The organism is Methylocaldum sp. (assembly GCF_035627495.1).
In the GTDB taxonomy this organism is placed as follows: domain Bacteria; phylum Pseudomonadota; class Gammaproteobacteria; order Methylococcales; family Methylococcaceae; genus Methylocaldum.
This window is the reverse complement of the sequence record NZ_DASPLO010000038.1, coordinates 17,413-35,499: the sequence shown is the minus strand read 5'-3', so window position 1 is coordinate 35,499 and position 18,087 is coordinate 17,413. Positions and strand designations below refer to the sequence as shown.

The 18,087-nt window shown below is 58.3% G+C and carries 14 protein-coding genes; 6 read left to right on the top strand and 8 right to left on the bottom strand.

The features are described 5' to 3' along the window. The first annotated feature begins 151 nt into the window (after window positions 1–151). Window positions 152–541: a hypothetical protein gene (locus VEB01_RS03050; RefSeq protein ID WP_324872685.1), complete on the top strand. Its 390-nt coding sequence runs from the start codon at window positions 152–154 to the stop codon at window positions 539–541. Between the two features lie 246 nt (window positions 542–787). Here the strand turns inward: VEB01_RS03050 and VEB01_RS03045 are convergent, their stop codons facing one another. Both VEB01_RS03045 and VEB01_RS03040 read right to left on the bottom strand, forming a co-directional pair. Further along, window positions 788–994, bottom strand: coding sequence for a helix-turn-helix transcriptional regulator (locus tag VEB01_RS03045; protein WP_324872683.1), 207 nt, complete (start codon window positions 992–994; stop codon window positions 788–790). A 268-nt stretch (window positions 995–1,262) separates the two neighbouring features. Further along, window positions 1,263–2,381, bottom strand: a complete 1,119-nt coding sequence (locus VEB01_RS03040; RefSeq protein WP_324872681.1) for a tyrosine-type recombinase/integrase — start codon at window positions 2,379–2,381, stop codon at window positions 1,263–1,265. A 406-nt stretch (window positions 2,382–2,787) separates the two neighbouring features. On the opposite strand from VEB01_RS03040, the gene VEB01_RS03035 reads away from it, so the two are divergent. After that, window positions 2,788–3,219: a hypothetical protein gene (locus VEB01_RS03035; RefSeq protein ID WP_324872679.1), complete on the top strand. Its 432-nt coding sequence runs from the start codon at window positions 2,788–2,790 to the stop codon at window positions 3,217–3,219. On the opposite strand, the gene VEB01_RS03030 is transcribed toward VEB01_RS03035, so the two are convergent. Then, window positions 3,208–3,651 carry a hypothetical protein gene (locus VEB01_RS03030; RefSeq protein ID WP_324872677.1) on the bottom strand — a complete coding sequence of 148 codons (444 nt, stop codon included), beginning with the start codon at window positions 3,649–3,651 and terminating at the stop codon, window positions 3,208–3,210. The two genes, VEB01_RS03035 and VEB01_RS03030, sit on opposite strands and share 12 nt — an antisense overlap. Window positions 3,652–3,881: 230 nt before the next feature. Here VEB01_RS03030 and VEB01_RS03025 point away from each other — a divergent pair, with 230 nt between their 5' ends. Continuing rightward, entirely contained in the window at window positions 3,882–4,445 is a 564-nt protein-coding gene (locus tag VEB01_RS03025; RefSeq protein WP_324872676.1) for a hypothetical protein, read from the top strand. A gap of 1,575 nt (window positions 4,446–6,020) precedes the next feature. Beyond that, window positions 6,021–6,602, top strand: coding sequence for a Crp/Fnr family transcriptional regulator (locus tag VEB01_RS03020; RefSeq protein WP_324872675.1), 582 nt, complete (start codon window positions 6,021–6,023; stop codon window positions 6,600–6,602). 292 nt (window positions 6,603–6,894) lie between these two features. Here the strand turns inward: VEB01_RS03020 and VEB01_RS03015 are convergent, their stop codons facing one another. From VEB01_RS03015 to VEB01_RS03000, 4 genes are read right to left on the bottom strand one after another with little or no spacing between them, the layout of a single operon-like run. After that, window positions 6,895–8,085, bottom strand: a complete 1,191-nt coding sequence (locus tag VEB01_RS03015) for a Wadjet anti-phage system protein JetD domain-containing protein (protein WP_324872673.1) — start codon at window positions 8,083–8,085, stop codon at window positions 6,895–6,897. Next, window positions 8,082–11,714 carry an SbcC/MukB-like Walker B domain-containing protein gene (locus VEB01_RS03010; protein ID WP_324872671.1) on the bottom strand — a complete coding sequence of 1,211 codons (3,633 nt, stop codon included), beginning with the start codon at window positions 11,712–11,714 and terminating at the stop codon, window positions 8,082–8,084. The genes VEB01_RS03015 and VEB01_RS03010 overlap by 4 nt, the downstream gene beginning before the upstream one ends. Next, window positions 11,711–12,382: a DUF4194 domain-containing protein gene (locus VEB01_RS03005; protein WP_324872669.1), complete on the bottom strand. Its 672-nt coding sequence runs from the start codon at window positions 12,380–12,382 to the stop codon at window positions 11,711–11,713. The genes VEB01_RS03010 and VEB01_RS03005 overlap by 4 nt, the downstream gene beginning before the upstream one ends. After that, a complete protein-coding gene (locus tag VEB01_RS03000; protein ID WP_324872667.1) occupies window positions 12,379–13,809 on the bottom strand; it encodes a Wadjet anti-phage system protein JetA family protein in 1,431 nt (476 codons plus the stop codon). The genes VEB01_RS03005 and VEB01_RS03000 overlap by 4 nt, the downstream gene beginning before the upstream one ends. Window positions 13,810–15,139: 1,330 nt before the next feature. On the opposite strand from VEB01_RS03000, the gene VEB01_RS02995 reads away from it, so the two are divergent. Further along, window positions 15,140–15,835, top strand: coding sequence for an alpha/beta family hydrolase (locus tag VEB01_RS02995; protein ID WP_324872665.1), 696 nt, complete (start codon window positions 15,140–15,142; stop codon window positions 15,833–15,835). Then, complete coding sequence (locus VEB01_RS02990) at window positions 15,822–17,585, top strand: SWIM zinc finger family protein (protein ID WP_324872663.1); 1,764 nt, start codon at window positions 15,822–15,824, stop codon at window positions 17,583–17,585. Before VEB01_RS02995 ends, VEB01_RS02990 begins: the two co-directional genes overlap by 14 nt. A 93-nt stretch (window positions 17,586–17,678) precedes the next feature. Here the strand turns inward: VEB01_RS02990 and VEB01_RS02985 are convergent, their stop codons facing one another. After that, complete coding sequence (locus VEB01_RS02985) at window positions 17,679–18,062, bottom strand: hypothetical protein (protein ID WP_324872662.1); 384 nt, start codon at window positions 18,060–18,062, stop codon at window positions 17,679–17,681. Window positions 18,063–18,087: the final 25 nt, after the last annotated feature.

Sequence of the window (18,087 nt, the reverse complement as noted above, 5' to 3'; positions counted from 1 at the left end):
AGCGGCACTGGCGAAAACTCAATGGCATTCCCCGCTTGGCTCAGGTTATCGAGGGAGTCGTGTTCAAGGACGGAGTTCGGGAAGACGCCGAGAAAATCGCCGCCTGAGTCCGCCCCGTACACAAAATTTGACCATTACTCTCGGAATGTATATGACCGATCTTAATAAGAACAGTGCCTTGAATTTTATTGCCTTGTCACAGGAAGGTTCTTATTTGAGTATTGAGGATCCTAAAACCCGTGATAGAGCTTTTGTTGGAACATATGAAAACAATCAAGGGTTTGGGATTTCGCTGTTCGACGAGCGCGACATTCAGCGCACATCAATGGGGTTTGATAGGACTTCTTCGATAGTTAGTATTTGGGACCGGTTTGGAAATGCTTCTGGTTTAATTCGATCGGACGAAGCCTTTGGTTTATACATGGGTGACAAACTCGGCAGAAATCCAATAGTTCTAACTATAGGGCCCGATGGTAAGCCAGCATTTCAGGTAACCAGTAAAACCAGCGTACAATTTGGATCACAAGCGACATCAAATTAGTTTGGAGCTTATGTGCGCGTTTAAATTGTTCGTTGATGAAGCAATAACAGCGTCAGCCTCTCTCGCCCTGATCTGCTCAACTTCTTAGAGCTCCCGCAGCTCCTTCACACGGGGCGACAACACCTCAGTATCCAAGCCGGTCATGCTGACCGTGTCAGCATGCACCTCTAGGCTACTAACACTGTCCCACAGCACAAGTCATGGAAGCCTGCCTCCGGCTCGTTGCTGGTCATGTGCCGATTGGGGTTAGGCTTTACGGCGCAATCTAATGCTTAGCTGCTCCCGTTCTTCCAGCCACTTGTCCACGGTAACTTTCCTCCAAGCATGTCTCTTTCCCAGCTTGAAAGACGGTGGGATGTGCTCGCTTTTCCGATGAAGGGCCGACCTTATTCCAGCTTCGGTCAGGCCCAACAGATTGGACAGGTCATTGATATACAGGACTTCTTTTGCCATGACTACCTCCCATGCTGCTCGTGTAACTTTCGTCCAGTGGGGCAGGCGGTTCGATAGAATACGGACGATCCACCTTCAGCGATCCCTGCGGTATTCTGCACGAGTTTGCTAACAGCGCCATAGTGACACTCGATGGCGCCGAATCTGCGCCAGCAGGACCGTGATACTTCTCACGCCGTCAGTGCCGCTGACGCTGTGAACGGCGCCTAATGCTGGCCCGTTAATTTTTCTCTCGTAGTGTCCTTGATGGGCTCGCCCCTCGAGAGGTCTAAACGAAATCCTGGGCTGCTCGGACTTCTTTCGCCCCCTTATTCAAATTGATCAGCGTCAGCTCCGGCGCCCGATCCCGTTCACACAGCTTCTCGACCGCGTCGATCAAATTCCTAATCTCCGCCGTCGAATAGTGGGTCGTGATCCGCCCCGAGACATGACCTAAGAGATCCTGCCGGTCCTCGAGGCTCACCTCGGTCGACCGGAGCCGCCGGCCGAAGGTGTGGCGAAGGTCGTGGACTCTCACTTGCTCGAGCCCAGCTTCCTTCCTAGCTGTCCGCCAAGCCCGGTTGTTCATCCGGTCCAAGGGCTTTCCCTTATAAGGAAAGACCCATTCGGGATGGAGCCCGCGCTGGCCTTCGATCACCGACTTTGCCACCTTGTTTAAGGGCACGATCCGCTCCACCGTCTTGCCTTCTTGCCCTTTGACGATCCATTCGGGCAAGATGAAGACCGAGGTGCCGAGGGCTGGGAGCTTCTCCTCCCAGTCCCAGCGGAGCTGACAGATCTCCTGCTCCCGGCACCCGGTGTTCACGGCGAAAAGTGCCATATTCCCCAGATACTCCGGCAGCAGCTTGAAGAGTCTTCCTTGCTCCTCCCAGGACAAGGGATAGGGCTTCCGCTTTGGCCCCTTGACCGGAAGGATCATTGGCACCGACTCTAACCAGGTTTGACCGAAACCATCGCGCCAAAGCCGGGCCGCCAGATTCAGAATGTTCCTGACCACAGCGAGGTCGCGGTTGATCGTTCCAGCTGATTTTCCCGCAGCCCTCCTGTCTTTAATGAAAGGCTCCAGTGTTCCCATGTGAACCTGGTCGATTGGTAACCTGCCGATGTAAGGGTCTAGTAGCGCCAGCGAAGCCGCGTCCCGGCTTAGAGACTTCTTCTCCGCTTCATTCAAGTACTTGATGGCAGCCTCTCGGAACGTCCGGACCGGCCGCACACCGTGAATTACTTGGCGTTCGATCTCTGCGAGCCGCCGCGCGAGGTACGCTTCCGCCCTTTCAATCTCGCGTTCGCCAGTGCTTTCTCGAAGTCTTCCAACTCCTTTGATGACTTTTTGAATGTGCCAGACGTTGCCCCTGAGGATGAAGCCTGGGACGGGTTTCTTTGGCATTTTTCGTCTCCTTCTTCAATTGCAGGAGGCCGACCGTTGCGCTCCTTAAATTTATCGGCGAACCGGTCAAGCTCAATAAGATCGAACCTCACTCCGATCTGGCCTACACGTATCTCAGTCAAATAAGGCCTGACTTCCTCGTTGAAGAAGGTTTTATTGACGGCAAGGTAATGACACGCTTGTGCGATTCGGAGGAATCGCGGCGGGAAGGATAAGTCTGACATGCTCGCGGTCCTCGTCTCACAAGTAGTTGGAATCAGCCGGTAACAAACGATAAACAGCGTCAGTGACACTGTAGATCATACCCGTCTTGGAATAATTTGCGATCGCGCTTCAGAGTTTCACGACACAGGGCGCCCTTGTACTGAAACGCGATCCGGATCAAAGATTCCCGTGATTCAACTCTATGATTGCTACCGGAGAGGTGTGGGATGCGAAGTGGACCAAGACCAGGCTAATCTTTTTGATGGCAAAGCGGATGACCGAAAATCAGGAAGACATCGATGATGTGGACGAAAATACAGAAGAACAGACAGGAGATACCCCAATGAACAATATCGTTCAGTTTCCGAATAAGTCCAACGAACCGCCGGACGAAAAGCTGATAGCCCTCACCCTCGACGAAGCCTTCCGCGGCGCCATCGTGGCATGGATCCACCTTCACGATACCGAGCTGGCGGATAAGCTGTTTGACGCCGTCGTCGAGGGTTACAACAACAGCACCTACGTGATCCAAGTCCCTGAAAAATACTGGACGCCGGTACAAGAGGAGATTTACGGTACCGTCAACCGAATCAAGGACGAAGCAAAAGCTCAGTTACAAAAGTCAGACGATTGATACCCTCAACTTCGGCTTTCTTTCCTTGTACTTCTCCGGATCTCGAATCCTTTCAGCAAGCTCCTCGGGGTCCATAAGAGCTGCCCGTCTCTGAATCTCTTGCTCGAGGGTAAGGCCTTTCTTTGCGGCCGATTCATACAGCGCCTGCGACGAAGCCCCGAACACTTCAAACCACTGTGGCCGAGTCAACGAATAGCCTCCAGCGGTTATTTTGCCGGGTTCTTTTCTCACTCGGGTGGGTAGGTCCTCCCACGCTACTCCTTTTTCAAGAAGATCGAAGGCTTCCTTATACAGCGCATCCAGATCTTCCCGGGAATGAACGGTGCCAATGACTTTCGCCTTCCCACCCCGTTCCTTACGGATACGGGCGATGTAGGTTACGGTGTCTAGGGTTTTAAGAGTGCGGCAGAGAGTGTCTTTTACTGGTTTCATGGAGGATATGATAGGCGCTGAACATACTTATATCAAGCTCCGGTTTTGGAAGGTCAAAAATCCGTGGAGAGGGGTTATGTTCAGGCCCATTCCTGATCTTGAGAAAAGTATGGCCGGGGGTATCATTTGCACCATGCCGCGGCGCTCAGCACAGAGCCCATGGCAAAGGCCGAGTCTTGCCCCTTGGTTTTGGCAAGCTCACTGACATTGTTTATTCGGAGCAAATGACCATGACACTGACTATCAGACAAGCAGACAAACTCATAACTGGTATCAAGTCGCGCCTAGCTGGCACAACTGAAGCCGTTGACACTGTGGCCCTTGGCATTATCCAGAACCCTTCGGACCTAGCCGGCAAAGCACCCGCACTGTTAAACGCCATAGCGGGAACCAAATGGGAGAAACCAGTAGTGGCCTTCTTCGCTGACTACCTGATCAACTCCATATTTAAAAGGAACGATCAATACGAGTTGGGCAAGAAGCGGAAAGACGTAACTCTAAAGGAGTTGGGCGCCGATCCCGTTAGGCCGTCGGTTTATGTCTCGGAAGAGCAAGCCGAAAAGCGAGCGGCAACGGCAGCCAAGGCGCAAAAGGCACGAGAAGCCAAGGCAGAAGCCGCGAAGACAGCGGAAGCCGAACAAGCAAAGGAAATCAAGGAACTTAGGGGTCAAGCTATCGATTGGCAGTTACGCGCCGAACTGCTACAGGAAGAAGTCACCCGACTTAAACAAAGTGTGTCTGATTTAGAAACCCAGTTAACCGAAGCTCAAGAGCTTCTGAAGATCGCGGCATAACTGCCAAGGGGGCCGGGCCAATCCGGTTCCCTTTCCCTTGCGCCCAATCGGACGTAACGGAAAGGGAGACCAAATAAGGGAGAGGGATTATAGCTAGGGTATTGACTCCCTGGCGGCAAGGTTGCTGTATCTAATCGCTAGGCGTAACGCTGGGCGGTACAAGATAAGGCAGGCGCACACCATACGGGTAGGTTGTGCGTTGCATTCGCGAGCGTAAACCCCGGCAAAAGTTACCTACGCAACTGTAAAGCAAAGCGGTTGCGGTCACTGTAGCGCCAAGCTTCGGTCTAGCGGCAAAGCGCACAAACAAGCGGGTAAGCCTTAACGCTCAAAGGTAACGACAGCGACATTGCCACAAACAGCGTCAATGTCAGTGTCGTTTCTGGTTCGCACCCGAACAAGCAATACGCCGGATTGACTAGCAAACTCTCCCGGCGGAAAGGATAACGTGCAGCAAGATACACTTGCTCCCGTATAGGTGCGATGTTTGTCCCTTTCCGGCTTTCCCACGAAGTCCCGTCACGAACAGACGGGATTGTCCAAGGATGGCGGCCGGAATCGTGGACAAACACAGCGTCACTGCCCACCACAGCGTCAACCGCGCTGTCAGTGCCCCTGTGTTTGTCCATGAGAAACCCCCAACTTGGCCGCCTTCGGGCGGTCTACTTTATTCCGCCCACAGCGTCACTGACGCTGTCCCTATCTACCCTTTGGAGTACCTGAAAATGAAAACCATTATCAGCCTTCTTGTCATCACCCTATTAGCCACTCTGACTAACAACATAATCCGCAGTGTCTCGCACGCTAAGGACACCCGTTTGTCCGCGATCGAGTAGGCTGTAAATGACGCTGTGAACTGACAGCGTCAGTGTATCACTTCTGATACAGGCAGACAATGCAGGGAGGGAGCACTCCACAGCGTCAGCCACCTTGACGCTGTCCTAACACCCCAACTTGGCCCCTTCGCGGGGCCTACTTTCTTCCGTCCAAGCGTCAGCCCCTCTGACGCTGTTAATCATCTCCGCGGCCGACCTATCCTCGGCCTTCTTTTTCGAATCAGGCAGAGACGAAGGCATTCCGGTCGGCGCCGTTGCAGCACGACGGCGAAGGATTATCCGGCGTAACAGGCCTGCCCTCGGCCTTTGGGCTCCAAGTCCAGTTGGAGTTTGCCGAATAGATTGGACAACTTTACCTCCAGATCAAACATTAATCAGCTACTGACAACGTCAGAGCCCTCCACTCTGACGCTGTCGAATGTGTAGCAAGCCGGCCTAGCGTCGGCTTTTTGTTGCCCATTCGACAGTATCAGCAGCTCTACGGATGTGCTCGTAGGGCATACCGCTGCCGTGTCTTTTTCGGTTTGGGGCACGTAAAACTGCAAACCGCGAACACATGTGTTTGACGGCGCCAGCCGTTGTCGGACCTTAGGGATGCTCATTCTTAAGGATGCCAATCACAGCGTCAGCCATATGAAGGCTGACGCTGTACTCCACCGCCGGTCAGCACGCCGGCTTTTTTATGCCCACCCCTTTGGAGATGTGTCATGTCGAGAATTTAAATCGAGAGGGGAAACCTATGAATGCCTTTAACGCTTTGTTGCCTTTCTGTCGGATCGACCGCTTCAAGAAAGGTGAAGTGGTTTTTACGCCGGATAATCCGCGGGTGGGAATGATTGTGGATGGCGCTGTCGCTGTTGATTACCTCGCGAGTCGGGAGTCGCTAAGCCTAACTCATCGTGGGACGGGACGAGTTGTCGGCGCCGAAAATGTAATCCTTGGAAGTTGCCCATTTACGGCGATAGCGACAAGCCCGGTCACCTTGGCTTGGCTTGCGCCGGAGAAGGCCCGAGGGGTGCTGGAGCGGCTGCCCCACGATCAGCGGGAAGTGGTACTTGCTGAGCTACGGGAGGCGGTTTCGGATCTGCAAAAAGAATTGCTTGAGCGGATCGTCCTGCGCGAACTGAGTGCCCGAGAGCGAATATTGCGGACGCTGCGGAAGCTGATAGCCGAAGAAGGGCGGGCGATTCGGATAACTTGCACAAGGCTTGGGCGGCTGTGCGGAGTGTCGAGGGAAACGACCAACCACATTCTGAACACCCTAATCGAGGCGGGATGCGTTGAGCGGCAAGGACAGACGCTGATCCTACGGGCAATCTGAACATCGCCGCCCCTTTGGAACGCCGTAACGGGCGGGCCTTCGACTTCTTGAAAAGCAGCCGTTCGAATCGAACCTATGCTTGTCTGGTTTCGCCACACTAAGCGCTTGGCCGATATCGCCCATTATCTTCACCTCGCTGAATAGACCATGCAGGCCTGACTCACACCAGCCGACTTCTACGAAAGTCGGAGCGGTTCAGGTGCAACCGGAAAGCTTACCGAGACGGTTTTCTATACACCCGTTGAGCTTGTCGGCTGTACAGAAAACCACGTCGTACATTCCAAAACAACTCTTAGAAAGCCTTGAAACCGCTGCTTAAGGCCAACGCGTGGCATTCCGCCGAGGTGACCTGTTCTTGGTCCACGAAGCGCGATGAACTCCGGAGCGCCGGAAGAAGCTGCTCATCGGCATAGGCACATCCCGTCGCAGTAATGGCCTTCTGCCCTTGCTTGTCCGCCGCCTCAGACGAGTGCCCCCGCCCGTCCGACAAGGCCGCGAGCATCGGTGCATATCCTGGCTCGAAGGCCGTTAGCCCCGGAAAGCTCGTCCGCATCGCCGCCAGGATGCGCATCCCGGCCCAGTCCAGATCGCCCCAGAAGTACGCCGGCTTGGTTACCTTGCCGAACAGCCACGCCTCGAAGCCATCCCTAAGGTCCTGGCTGATGCCGCCGCGGGCGGAGTAGAAGAGCGAGCAACCGTCCGGCGTGCGAAGCCGCTGCGCGCTGCCCTTGAACCCGGAGGCGTACACCAGCGCCAGCCCCTCGAAGGCAGGGCTCTTGGAGCGCGTGGCTCGCTCGAAGCTCATCAAGTTCTCGATGAACAGCACCCCACGGTAGCCGGTGGGAGGCAGGAACACCTGTAGCTGGATAGGCGACTCGGGGAACGGGCACTCGTCGGCGCCGAGCAGTGCCGCGACTAGGCCCTGCCGCTTGTCGAGCACCTTCGACATGCCCCAGAACAGCTGGGAGGACACCTCCCGAAGCAACATGGGCTTGTCAGCAAGGGCAGACAGCTCGTTCAAGCGCTCGACCACCTCCGCCATCGACCGATCGGGCATGTCGATGCAGAACTCGGATACCACGGCCTTGATGTCATCGCTGGCCTGAAGCCCCGCATACACTGCGTCACGCCAACGCTCGGCAGCCGACTTGACCCGCTCCGTGCGGCTGACTACCGTCCTCACCGCAGCTTCGTCGGATACCATTACTCGAGGTAAGCTGGCGTAGCCAGAGCGGGAGCGCACGGCAACCTCCGGCTTAACTGCCAGCCAGCCCCAGCGAGCCATTTCGGTGACGTGCTGCCAAAGTCCTTCTTTTTCGGACTCCCGGTGCGCCTTGTAAAGCGCGGGCCAGGTCCGCTCGCCTAGCGCGACGGACTGCGCCTTGGAGCTGCCCCGCCGCTCAGCCGCATCCAGCCGGTCCACGAGCATGTTCAGCAGCTCGCGAACTGGGCCGGATTGAAGCCAAAGCGGCTGTCCCGTCACTTAGGAGCCTCCACCGCCTCCGGAGGTTCGGCTGCATCGAAAGCGAGCTTAGCTTGCTCACGCACGTCCTGACGCTGCTTTTCCCAGAGCTCGCGCATGCGGCCCTTCTTGAAGATGCGTTCATCGCACTCCGAGACGAAGTCGAGCTCTCCGTTGTTGGGCGTATGCATCCGACTGAAACTGTACTCCCGGTCGAACTCGGGGCGCAGCGCGCCGGCATGTTTCGTCGGCATGGCGCTGATGAGCTGCAAGCCCATGCTGTCGCGGAGGTACTTCAGCACAGCACGAGCACGCGGCTCGTCCATCCTGGAGAACGACTCGTCACTCACCAACAACTTCAGACTTGCGCCCTTCTCGAAGAGCCTCAGGCGGTTGGTCACCACTGCGGCACGGACGATGTAGGCCGGGGTCTCTAACTGCCCGCCGGAACCGGTGCCCCAAGTGGACAGCGCAATACGGCCACCACTGTCAGAGTCGTTCCAGATTTCGTAGCGACGGTAGTTTCGGTAGTCGGCAATGCGCAGCAGCTCGCGCCCTGCACGCTCCTGGTCCTGGTCAAGGAGCAGCTTGACCAGCCGGTCGCGCACCTCGATGTGCTTGGGCGACAGCTCGGTCTCGCCAAACAGGTCAACGGTCTCGGGCGAATCGGCCAGCTCGGCGACAGCCGAAAAGAACCCGTAGTACTCCTGGAATTCGGGCTCCCACTTCGACCAGTCGATGCTGAAGCGGTCGGTGCCAAACTTGAGTTTCTCCAGCTCGATGTTCAGCTGGCGCAGCATTCGAACGCCCTCGTCCACCTTGCTCTTGATTTCGACGCAGAACTGCTTGGTGAACACGTCGTGGAAGGACCGCTCGGCCTCTTCCACCTTGGCGCGGTTGTTGTATAGGCCGATGTTCTCCAGCTCGTTGTGGAGGTTGCTGACGGTTCGGCCCAGGACCACCAGGGGGCCGTAGTAGGGTTCGAAGGACGTGGCGTCCGTCAGGTGCGGCAGCGCGGACTGAAAGCGCTCGTCCTGCCGCACGCTGGCGTTGTACTCAGCCAGCATCTCGCGCACGTCGCCCAAGAGCTTCTCGGGCTGCGCACGCAAATGGTTCAACCGCGCCTGGACGGCAGGCACTTCGTACGTCCGCGACGCCAGCAGATCGTCTACCTCTTGCGCCATGACGGTGTACGTCTTCTCCGGGTTGGCCTCGCACAGGTGCTTCAGGCGAAGAATCTGGTTTTCGCGCTCCTGGAAGCGCGCATCCCGGCCGGCGTTGATGCACTCGATGACCTTCTTAGCCTCGATGATGCGTTGCTCAGCCAGGTCAACGGCCTTGTTCGCTGCCCGAATCTCCTCGTCATGGGCCTTGATGAGGCCTTCCAGGCGCGCCAGTTCGGCGCGCAGCTGCTCGACCTCCGTCAGGTCAAGCTGCGACAGCGAACGACGCGTGGCATCCAGGTCGCCGGCGAACTGCGCCAGCGGCTTGGCATCGAAGGTCGGTTCCTTCAGATTGGTCAGCATGCGGCGGAAGTCCGCGAGCGAACCCTGCAGGCGCTCCAGGTTCTGGATGTCGCGGTCCGCAGCCTCGAGCATCTCGGTCGTATCCCGCAGCGCCCGCTCCCTGGCCTTGCGACCGAGGACGAAATCCTTGCGCTCGCAGATGAACATCGTCATCGCGCCGCTGCCCTTGCCGTCCTTGGTCAGGCCACGCGGGGTGAACCGCAACTCGTTGGAGTCAGCCACTTTCTCGACCGTACCGAACTGCTCGATGAGGTAGGCCTTGGCGATGGGGTGGTCGGTGCGCAGCTCGTGGATGATGGAGTTGCCCGGTACGCGGGACGGGTCGGCTCGGTCCAGGCAACGCTTGCCCTGCACGACCTTCGAGCGGGAGCCCCAGGACTTCAGGAAGTCAATCGTGGGCGCCTCCCACTCGGGCCTGACGATGAGGTTGAAGCGCGCGCCGTCCAGGTAGCCCTCGATGGCGGCCTGCCACTCGTCGGAAGCTGGCTCCACGAGGTCGCAAAGCACCTGGACACCGGCCTCCGGCAGGCGCTCACGGATGCGCTCCAGCGCCAGCACCGTGTCGCGGTTGTAGTTGCCGGCGCCGGCGACCAGCCGCTCCTTCCGCTCAGCCAGCTCCTTTCGATCCTTCCGAGCTGCCTCAATGCGCTGACCCAGCGACGTAGCTTCGGCGGCGATTGCCATCAGGACGCTGTCGTCGGCCCCGACCAACGCGGCGTGAAGCTGGCCCAGCCCGGTCTCGATGCCGTCGAAGGCCGGCGCCAGCTGGAACAGCTTCTCCACCGACAACACGTCGTTCCGGTTGGCTTCCTCCACCGAGTCGAGCAGCCCCGCCAGGCGGTCCACGTTTGTCGAGGTGATAGCCTTGGCAACTGCCTCCACCGACGTCCGCAGCTTCGGGAACTGCTCGGGCACCGGCCGCTTGGCGATGATGTCGGCGACGTTCTTGATGTGCGCCGCAGCGTGCAGGCTGGCGTGAAGCTCGCTGAGCTTGCCCCGAGCGCCGGACGTCGCGCGCTCCAGCCGTTCGTCCAGCGTCTTCTTCTCGGTATGGGCCGGGATGCCGCTGAGCTTGGCCGCGATTTCGATGCGACTGCCGTCGACGCTCTTCTTCAGCTGCGCCTCGGTCTTGGCCTTGAGCTCATAGCGCTCGGCCAGGGAAGTGTCGTCCTTAATCTTCTTGCGCTCCTGGGCGATGCGCTCGTCGTCGGCCGTCAGCTGCATCTTGGCCAGCAATAGGTCGTACTGCACCTGCTCTTCGAATGTCGAGGCAGTCTTGCCGATGACCTCCTTCAGCTCCCGCAGTCGCGCCACCGTCGCCTCGAGACGCTTGCCCTCCTGCTTAAGGTTCGTCACCTGGCGCATCAGATCGCTGATGCGGGTGATGCTCTCCTGCAGTTGCTTGCCGTCGAACTCCAGGATGTCGTCGCGGACAAGGTCGTGCACCGAGCCGATGGGCTTGTAGGCAATGGATTGAGACCAGGCGCGAGCGGCGTTCTGCGCCTCGTCCCACGGAATGGAGCTACGGCCGCGGAAGCGCCCGTACAAGCCGCAGAGGTAGTCCCGCTTGTGGTCATCGTAGGTAACAACCTTGGGGTACTTGGCCTTCAGCCGCTTGACGATGTCTTCGACCGGCACGCAGACGCCCTGGTCCATGTCCTCGAAGAACTCCTCGACTGACAAGGCGGCGTCCTCCACGATGACCAGGACGAGCCGCTCCAGCTTGGGGTCACGACGGTCGCCAACCCCGTCCACACGAGCGGACGCGGCCACCAGGGCGGTGAACATCTTGGCCGAGCCCTCTTCCGGGCCCGGGCGGAACACTGCAGCGACGTAGCCCTGGGCGCCCGACGGACGGGAGAACAGGCTGTACTCAGCTCCGACCACGAAGGACTCGAGAGTCCGCTTGGACTTGCCGCGGCGTTGGCCCTGCTGGACCTCTTCCTGGCCGGGGTTGTAGGCCACAATGCCTTGGTAGGCGGCCGTCATGATAGTCTGGAGGGCATCCAGCATCGTCGACTTGCCGGCACCCGTCGAGCCGGTGAGCAGGGTCATGTTGCCCAGCTCGTAGTTGCCGGGACGGAGCTGGCTCCAGTTCACGAGAACCAAGCGGTCCAGCTTCATTCGTCGGTCTCTTCGGCAGTGACTTCCTGTTCCACGACCCCCCCAGCCTCCAGGGCGGCGCTGAGCGCATCGTTGGAGACGATGCCCAGGATGGTCGGCCGGATGGCCAGCAGCGCGTCTTCGTCGGTAATCGAGAACTCGGCGATGTAGCTCAGCAGGCGGTGGCGCTTTAGCTCGGCCAGCAGCGCCATCTTGTCGCCCATGCTGTTGGGAAGCGGGCGCTTCAGCTGCGTCTGCATCGTCGCGGCGATTTCCTCGAAGCTCACGAGCGCCTCGCCCTGGGGCTGGATGTCGCCAGCGTTGAGCTTGTTTTGGTAAAGAAAGCGAAGGGCAAGCGCCATTGCCACAAAGTCGGGAGATACGCGGGCGCGCAGCGACGGTGCGGGCTCCAGCGTGTCCTCCGGCAGCCCATCGACGACTGCGCCGGCAACGTAGAGCCGGTAGAACTGGTTGGTACTGTCGTGGTGGAGCCGGAAGCCCGCGATGTCGAAGTAGTCCTCCAGTAGGCTCTCGATGCGCCGCGCGTCGTCGTAGAGCAGATGCTCAACCCGGTCTTCGTCGCGTACGATGACGCCGTAGGCCATCAAGCGGGTAATGATTTCCCGAAGCCGCTCTTGCTTGATATTTGCGAGCGCAAGCTGCTCGTTGATGCTGGACAGGAGGCTCATTTCTTCAGGTCGATTTCGTAGTCGTTGCCGCTGTAGAACGCGTTCTCCAGGCGGGTCGGGAGCTTCTTGACGGTCAGGTCGGCGCCGACATCGCTGCGCACGGCTTCGACGGCCTGCATCGCACGGATGAGGTCACGCGCCGTCGCCGTGGAGAGCGCGGAAATGCGAACGGGGTGCTGGAAGACGCGCAGGTCGCGGCGCAGTAACTGCGCCACCTCCTCATTCGGGATGGAAAAGGCTTCGGCTTCAGCACGCGACATGGTCGCAGCCAGGCGCTCTTCTCGTGACGGGCGTGGCCGGATGGACACCGTCACCGCTTTGCGACGCTGGGTGGCGGTCTTGAGCTTGAAGCTGGCCGGGTCCAGCAGACGGACCTCTGCCGGCGCCAGGAACTGCCCGATGTGGGCGAGCAACCGGTCTTGCTCCTCCTTAGACGCCTTGGCCGTCTTCTGAATGGCCGCAAGGTAGGCTTGGCGGGTCTGACCCGAGCGCAGCATCATCGACTGAAGCGCCAGGCCATTGATCCGCTTGAGGTACGTCTCCATAGCTTTTAGGAAGCCCGGTTGCTTCGACTGGCAGGCCGCATCGACGATGTCCTCGATACGGGTCAGCAGCCAGTCATAGACGGAGGGGCCCGTGTGCTCCTTGACCGCCCAGTGCGCGATGTCGCGCAGCTGCTCGTCCATTCGTCGAAACTTGCCCTCGGAAACGGTGCGCAGGCGCTCCAGCTTCTGAATGATAGCTTGCCGGTTCAGCGTCGCGTTGTCAGCGGTGAGCTGCTTCGAGTAGTCTCGCTGGAACCGGTCGAGGAACTCGACGAACTCGTTCCATTGCGTGTGAACAGAGGCGGTCTGCATCAGGTGGCGGACCAGCTCATGGAAGTAGTCGATTCCGTCCGTGAGGTCCTCGATGACCTTTTCGGCGTACTCGTAGGCGTCCACCAGGTCGTGGGCGTCACCCTTATCCGAGAGTGCCGCTTCCAGGGCATTGCGGCACCCACGCATGTTGCGCTGGCGGCTGCGACTCGGGCGGTCAAGTGACCAGAGCACCTCGGCGAAGAGCTTGCCGGGGCGGGAGAACCGAAATGCGGTGATTAGGCCCGTGCGGTCGGCGAACTGCTCCAGCCAGCCGTCGGTGAGCAGGGCCCGAATGACCATGACGACCAAGCTCTGTGGGTCGTCATCATCAGTCGTGCTCAGTTCGTCGTCCGGCGCTTCGTCGGTCAGCGCATCTCGGTATTCGCGCATGACCGGCAGCAGAAGTTCCTTCAGCGCATCGCGTGTCAGGTGGTGGGCATAGTCAGCCGCCGGACCGTGCAGCCGGTCGTAGAGCGCGCGCAGGCATGCCGCGACGAGTTCGCGCCGGGAACTGTTCAGCGGTCTGAAGAAGCGTTTGCGCTCAGCATCGAAGAAGATCTGCGTTATCACTGGGCGAAGTACTTGTCTCTGCGGTTTCCGAAGGTGGGCTGAGTACCTTAAGAGCTTCGAGCACCATGGAGTTCAAGAGCGGCTTCTTAAGCATGCCGCTCGGGTAGGTCAGCTCGAAGTTATTGCCCCGGTCGAACTCGGCGTGAATGATTTGTTCAGCTTCGCAACAAAAGGCTATTGATACATAACATAGCACACCCGATTGGCTGCCAACCTTGGGCAGCTTTTGGTTTCTGGGCTACATGACACTTTCGGCGACTGTTATCAGGAGGCGAGATGCGGCAACGTGAGTGTTCCCATAAGCATACCTTGACCATTAAGCTATGTTTGCTTGCCGAAACCATCAGCGAACGTTTGTTCCTGGCCGGTCGCCGGATTCCAAGCCAATTTCCGCATTGCTGTCGTTCGAGGAACATGGGAGGTGAGTGTGCATCCGGCCACTTTGGCCGAAAAACGGTTACCGTAGGCACTCTGTTGAATGACCAGAACGGGCACACAGCCGAAGTTCGGACACTGTCCGCTAAACCAAGTCGCGCTCCCCATATGTCGCTGGTAGCGACGGTGATGCCGCTTTTCGTCGTTGGCTTACAAGCCCACGCGCTCCTCGATAGACTTCATGCCGAACCATGCCGGAGGCAAGTCATGTGCGGACGCTACTCGCTCAAGACAGATGAAATCCATTTCCATCTGAGTTGATGCGGGCTTATCCGGTGAGTACGGAGGTCAATAACCCGAGGAACGACAGCGAGAAGGGTGTCGAGGCGATTTCGGCGGAGGCCTGATGCAGGGATGTAATTTGGGCTAAGCTTTGAGGCACCGCTAACAATTGTGTTTCCTCGACTTGTTGGGCAAAGCGGTAGACCCGGCCGGGGAAATCGGGGTCTGGTTTTTGTTGCCGGATGGGTAAGGAGTGGGGGGTAGCCTCACATTTCTGACGGTACTTTTGACGGTATCCACGCTATCTGTAATTCCCTTTTTGTTTTTTAAACAACATATTGGACACTAGGTTAGATAGTCCTCCGGCCACCAAATGACACGAAGGCCAGCATTCTCTGGCTTTTTCCTTCGTTCCTTGTCCGCTGTCGGCCCAGACTAATCGGATGATCGCCCTTCCCTAACCGGAATTAAAGGTGGCAACGTGGAAATAGCAAGATATCCCCTGTACGAAAGAGGTGACCCTCCCATTAGCCTCGGTTGAATCCGACCGTCGGACGATTCGATCTGTCCAATCAAACGTTCGTCTTCTTTTTAAACGGCGCGATGCCTAGGTTTATGTAGCCTGGACCATCGTCATCGAGCCATCCTCGACAAATACGGTATCGACTGACGCATGCCACATGAAACCCGCAAAATCCAGATTGCCCCCGATATAGAGGTCTCCTCGGTTTGGGCCATTCCCGATGCCTACCGGGACACAGACGGCAGCGCCATCATTTTGGCGCACGGCGCCGGCAACGACATGGATCACCCGTTCATGAGCTATTTCCATCTGGCCTTTGCCGAAGCCGGATTGCTCAGCGTGAAATTCAACTTTCCGTATAAAGAAGTAGGTCGCAAGGCGCCGGACCGGATGCCGCTGCTGGAAAGCACCTGGCGGGCGGTGATCCGTACCGTACGGGAGGATCCGAAACTGTCGCCGAAGCAGCTTTATCTTGCCGGCAAGAGCATGGGCGGCCGCGTAGCGTCCCATGTGGCGGCGCAGGGCGAAGCATGCCGGGGGTTGGTCTTTCTCGGCTACCCGCTACACCCCGCCAAGCAGCACGACAAGTTGCGGGTGGAGCATTGGAGCGGACTGGTTTGTCCGGTTCTCTTCGTACAGGGAACCCGTGACGCCTTGTGCGATCTGGACGTGCTCAAACCTCAGCTTCCCCGTATTCCCGGCCCGGTGACGCTGCAGATCGTCGAGGGCGGAGATCATTCCTTCAAAGTACCCAAGTCCAACGGGAAAGCCCCACAAGGTATCTGGCAGGAAGTGGCTTTGGCAGTCACCTCCTGGATTGCGAGGACTAACCATGGCAAATCTTGAGCAGCTCATTACCCCGGCAAAGCTGAAAGAACTAGCCGGAGCGGCGGCCTTCGAGCGTGGCGAAGATTATTTTGCCGAGGGCACCGTCGACCGGTTGCACCGTAGCGGCGACAAGCTCAGCGCGCGAGTAATGGGCTCGGAGCACTACCACGTAGAGCTATGGGCTGATGGCGACGAACTCGGCTACGATTGCACCTGCCCGAGGGCTGCCGACGGTTATTTTTGCAAGCACTGTGTCGCCGTCGGCTTGGCGCTGCTGGACGAAAGAGAACACACGTCCGATGCAGGGAAGCAAGAAAGTAAGCGCGATCCGGAATCCCTCATCCGGAAGTTTTTGCAGATACAGTCTCCTGAATACCTGACCGGTCTGCTGATGGACCAGGCGCAGCGGGACGACGCGCTATATCGAAGTTTGTTGTTGAAAGCGGAGCGCGCCAGCGGTTTGGTCGATACGATCAAATCTTTCCGCAAGGCCATCGACAGCGCCACCCGTATTCGAGGATTCGTCGATTGGGATGAAGCGGGCGGTTTTGCGTCCGACTTGGACGAACTGGTGGATTCGCTGGAGGAACTGCTCACGCCCGGAACTGCCAATACCTTGGTAGATTTGGCCGAATATGCCATCGAGCGGGTGGATCGGGCGCTGGAACAGGTTGATGACTCCGACGGCGAGGTTGGCACAATTTTGGAGCGACTGGGAGCCTTGCATGTTCGGGCCTGTGCCATGGCGAAGCCCGACCCTATCGCCTTGGCGGAGCGGCTGTTCCGCTACGAAACGACATCGTCTTTCGATACGTATTACAACAGCGTGCTGACTTATCAAGACACGCTGGGGCCGGCAGGCATCGCGCGTTTTCGCGAATTGGCCGAGCAACACTGGGAGAAGATCAAGCCCAAGGGAGCGGGCGATCGGCAGAGCCTGGAAGACTCGTCGAACCGGTTTCACATCACCCGCATCATGGAAATCTTGGCTCAGATGAGCGGCGACATCGAAGCCCTGGTGGCGGTCAAGTCCCGGGATTTGTCATCGCCCTACCGTTACCTGGACATCGCCGAGATTTACCAAAAGGCCGATCAGCCCGATCTGGCCCTGGAGTGGGCCGAGCGTGGGCTCAAGGCCTTCCCCGAGCGGCCGGACAATCGGCTGCGGGATTTTCTGGTCGGTTCGTACCTCGAGCGTGGACGTGACGACGAGGCCTTACGGCTCACCTGGGTCCAGTTCGAAGAATGGCCGACGCTCGAACACTACCGCAAGCTGCATGATGTAGCCGAAAAACTCGGGCGGTGGCCGGAACAGCGGCAACGGGCACTCGACTGGATCGAGGTACTTGTCCTACGCGAGGCCAATGACATCACGCGCTGGAAACTGAAACCCTCGCTGCCCGACAGGTCGCTGCGGGTGGAAATCGCCTTGTGGGAAAACGATCTGGACACAGCCTGGCAGACGATCCAACAAGGCAAGTGTCGCCGGGATTTGTTGCTGTCCCTGGCCGGCAAACTGGAAAACCCGCGGCCTGCCGATGCGGTCACCCTCTATCGCCGCGTCATTCCGGGCGTTATCGAGGAAACCAACAACCGCGCTTACGAGGAAGCTATCCGCTATATCGCTAAGGTGGGTGAATTGATGCAGACGCTTGGGAAAGGTGGCGACTTCGGGAATTACCTGGCGGACCTGAGGGTGCAGTACAAGGCGAAGCGAAACTTCATCAAGCTGCTGGACGCGCTTTCTCGCCAAGTCGCCGGGCACTGATACAACGGGCAAAAGCCCAGCTCGCGTAGCGCGCATTAGCTTTAGCGTAATGCGCCAAAAGGAATATTCCATACGGCGCAATACGCGAGTACGCTATTGCGCCCTACGAGCTACGAGCTCTGCAATGTCCCCGTTCGGCAGGGTTCGTACATCCTGGATCCAGTTGAAATCCAGGCAGATCGCCAGAAGACAGAATTCCGAGACGACCCCCATGCGAACCCCGCCGTCTTTGAGGTGTTCCAGGATATCTACCCGCTTAAGCGCCTTGTTGATTCGGGGAAGATTTGCGTAATCGGTGAGAATGGCGCGGACCTCAGAAACGGGAGCCTGAACCAGGGTTTCCGAATGCATGACGAACCGCTCCTGCTGCCGTATGACCGAGGCCTCCAGCACCTGAGCGTCCCGGGCCGCCGGGGGAAGCCAGACCCAGACGAGCAGCAGGAGCCCCAATCTTCGCGCCCGGCAAGCCTCGCGCATATCCATGAATCCTACATAAAACCCC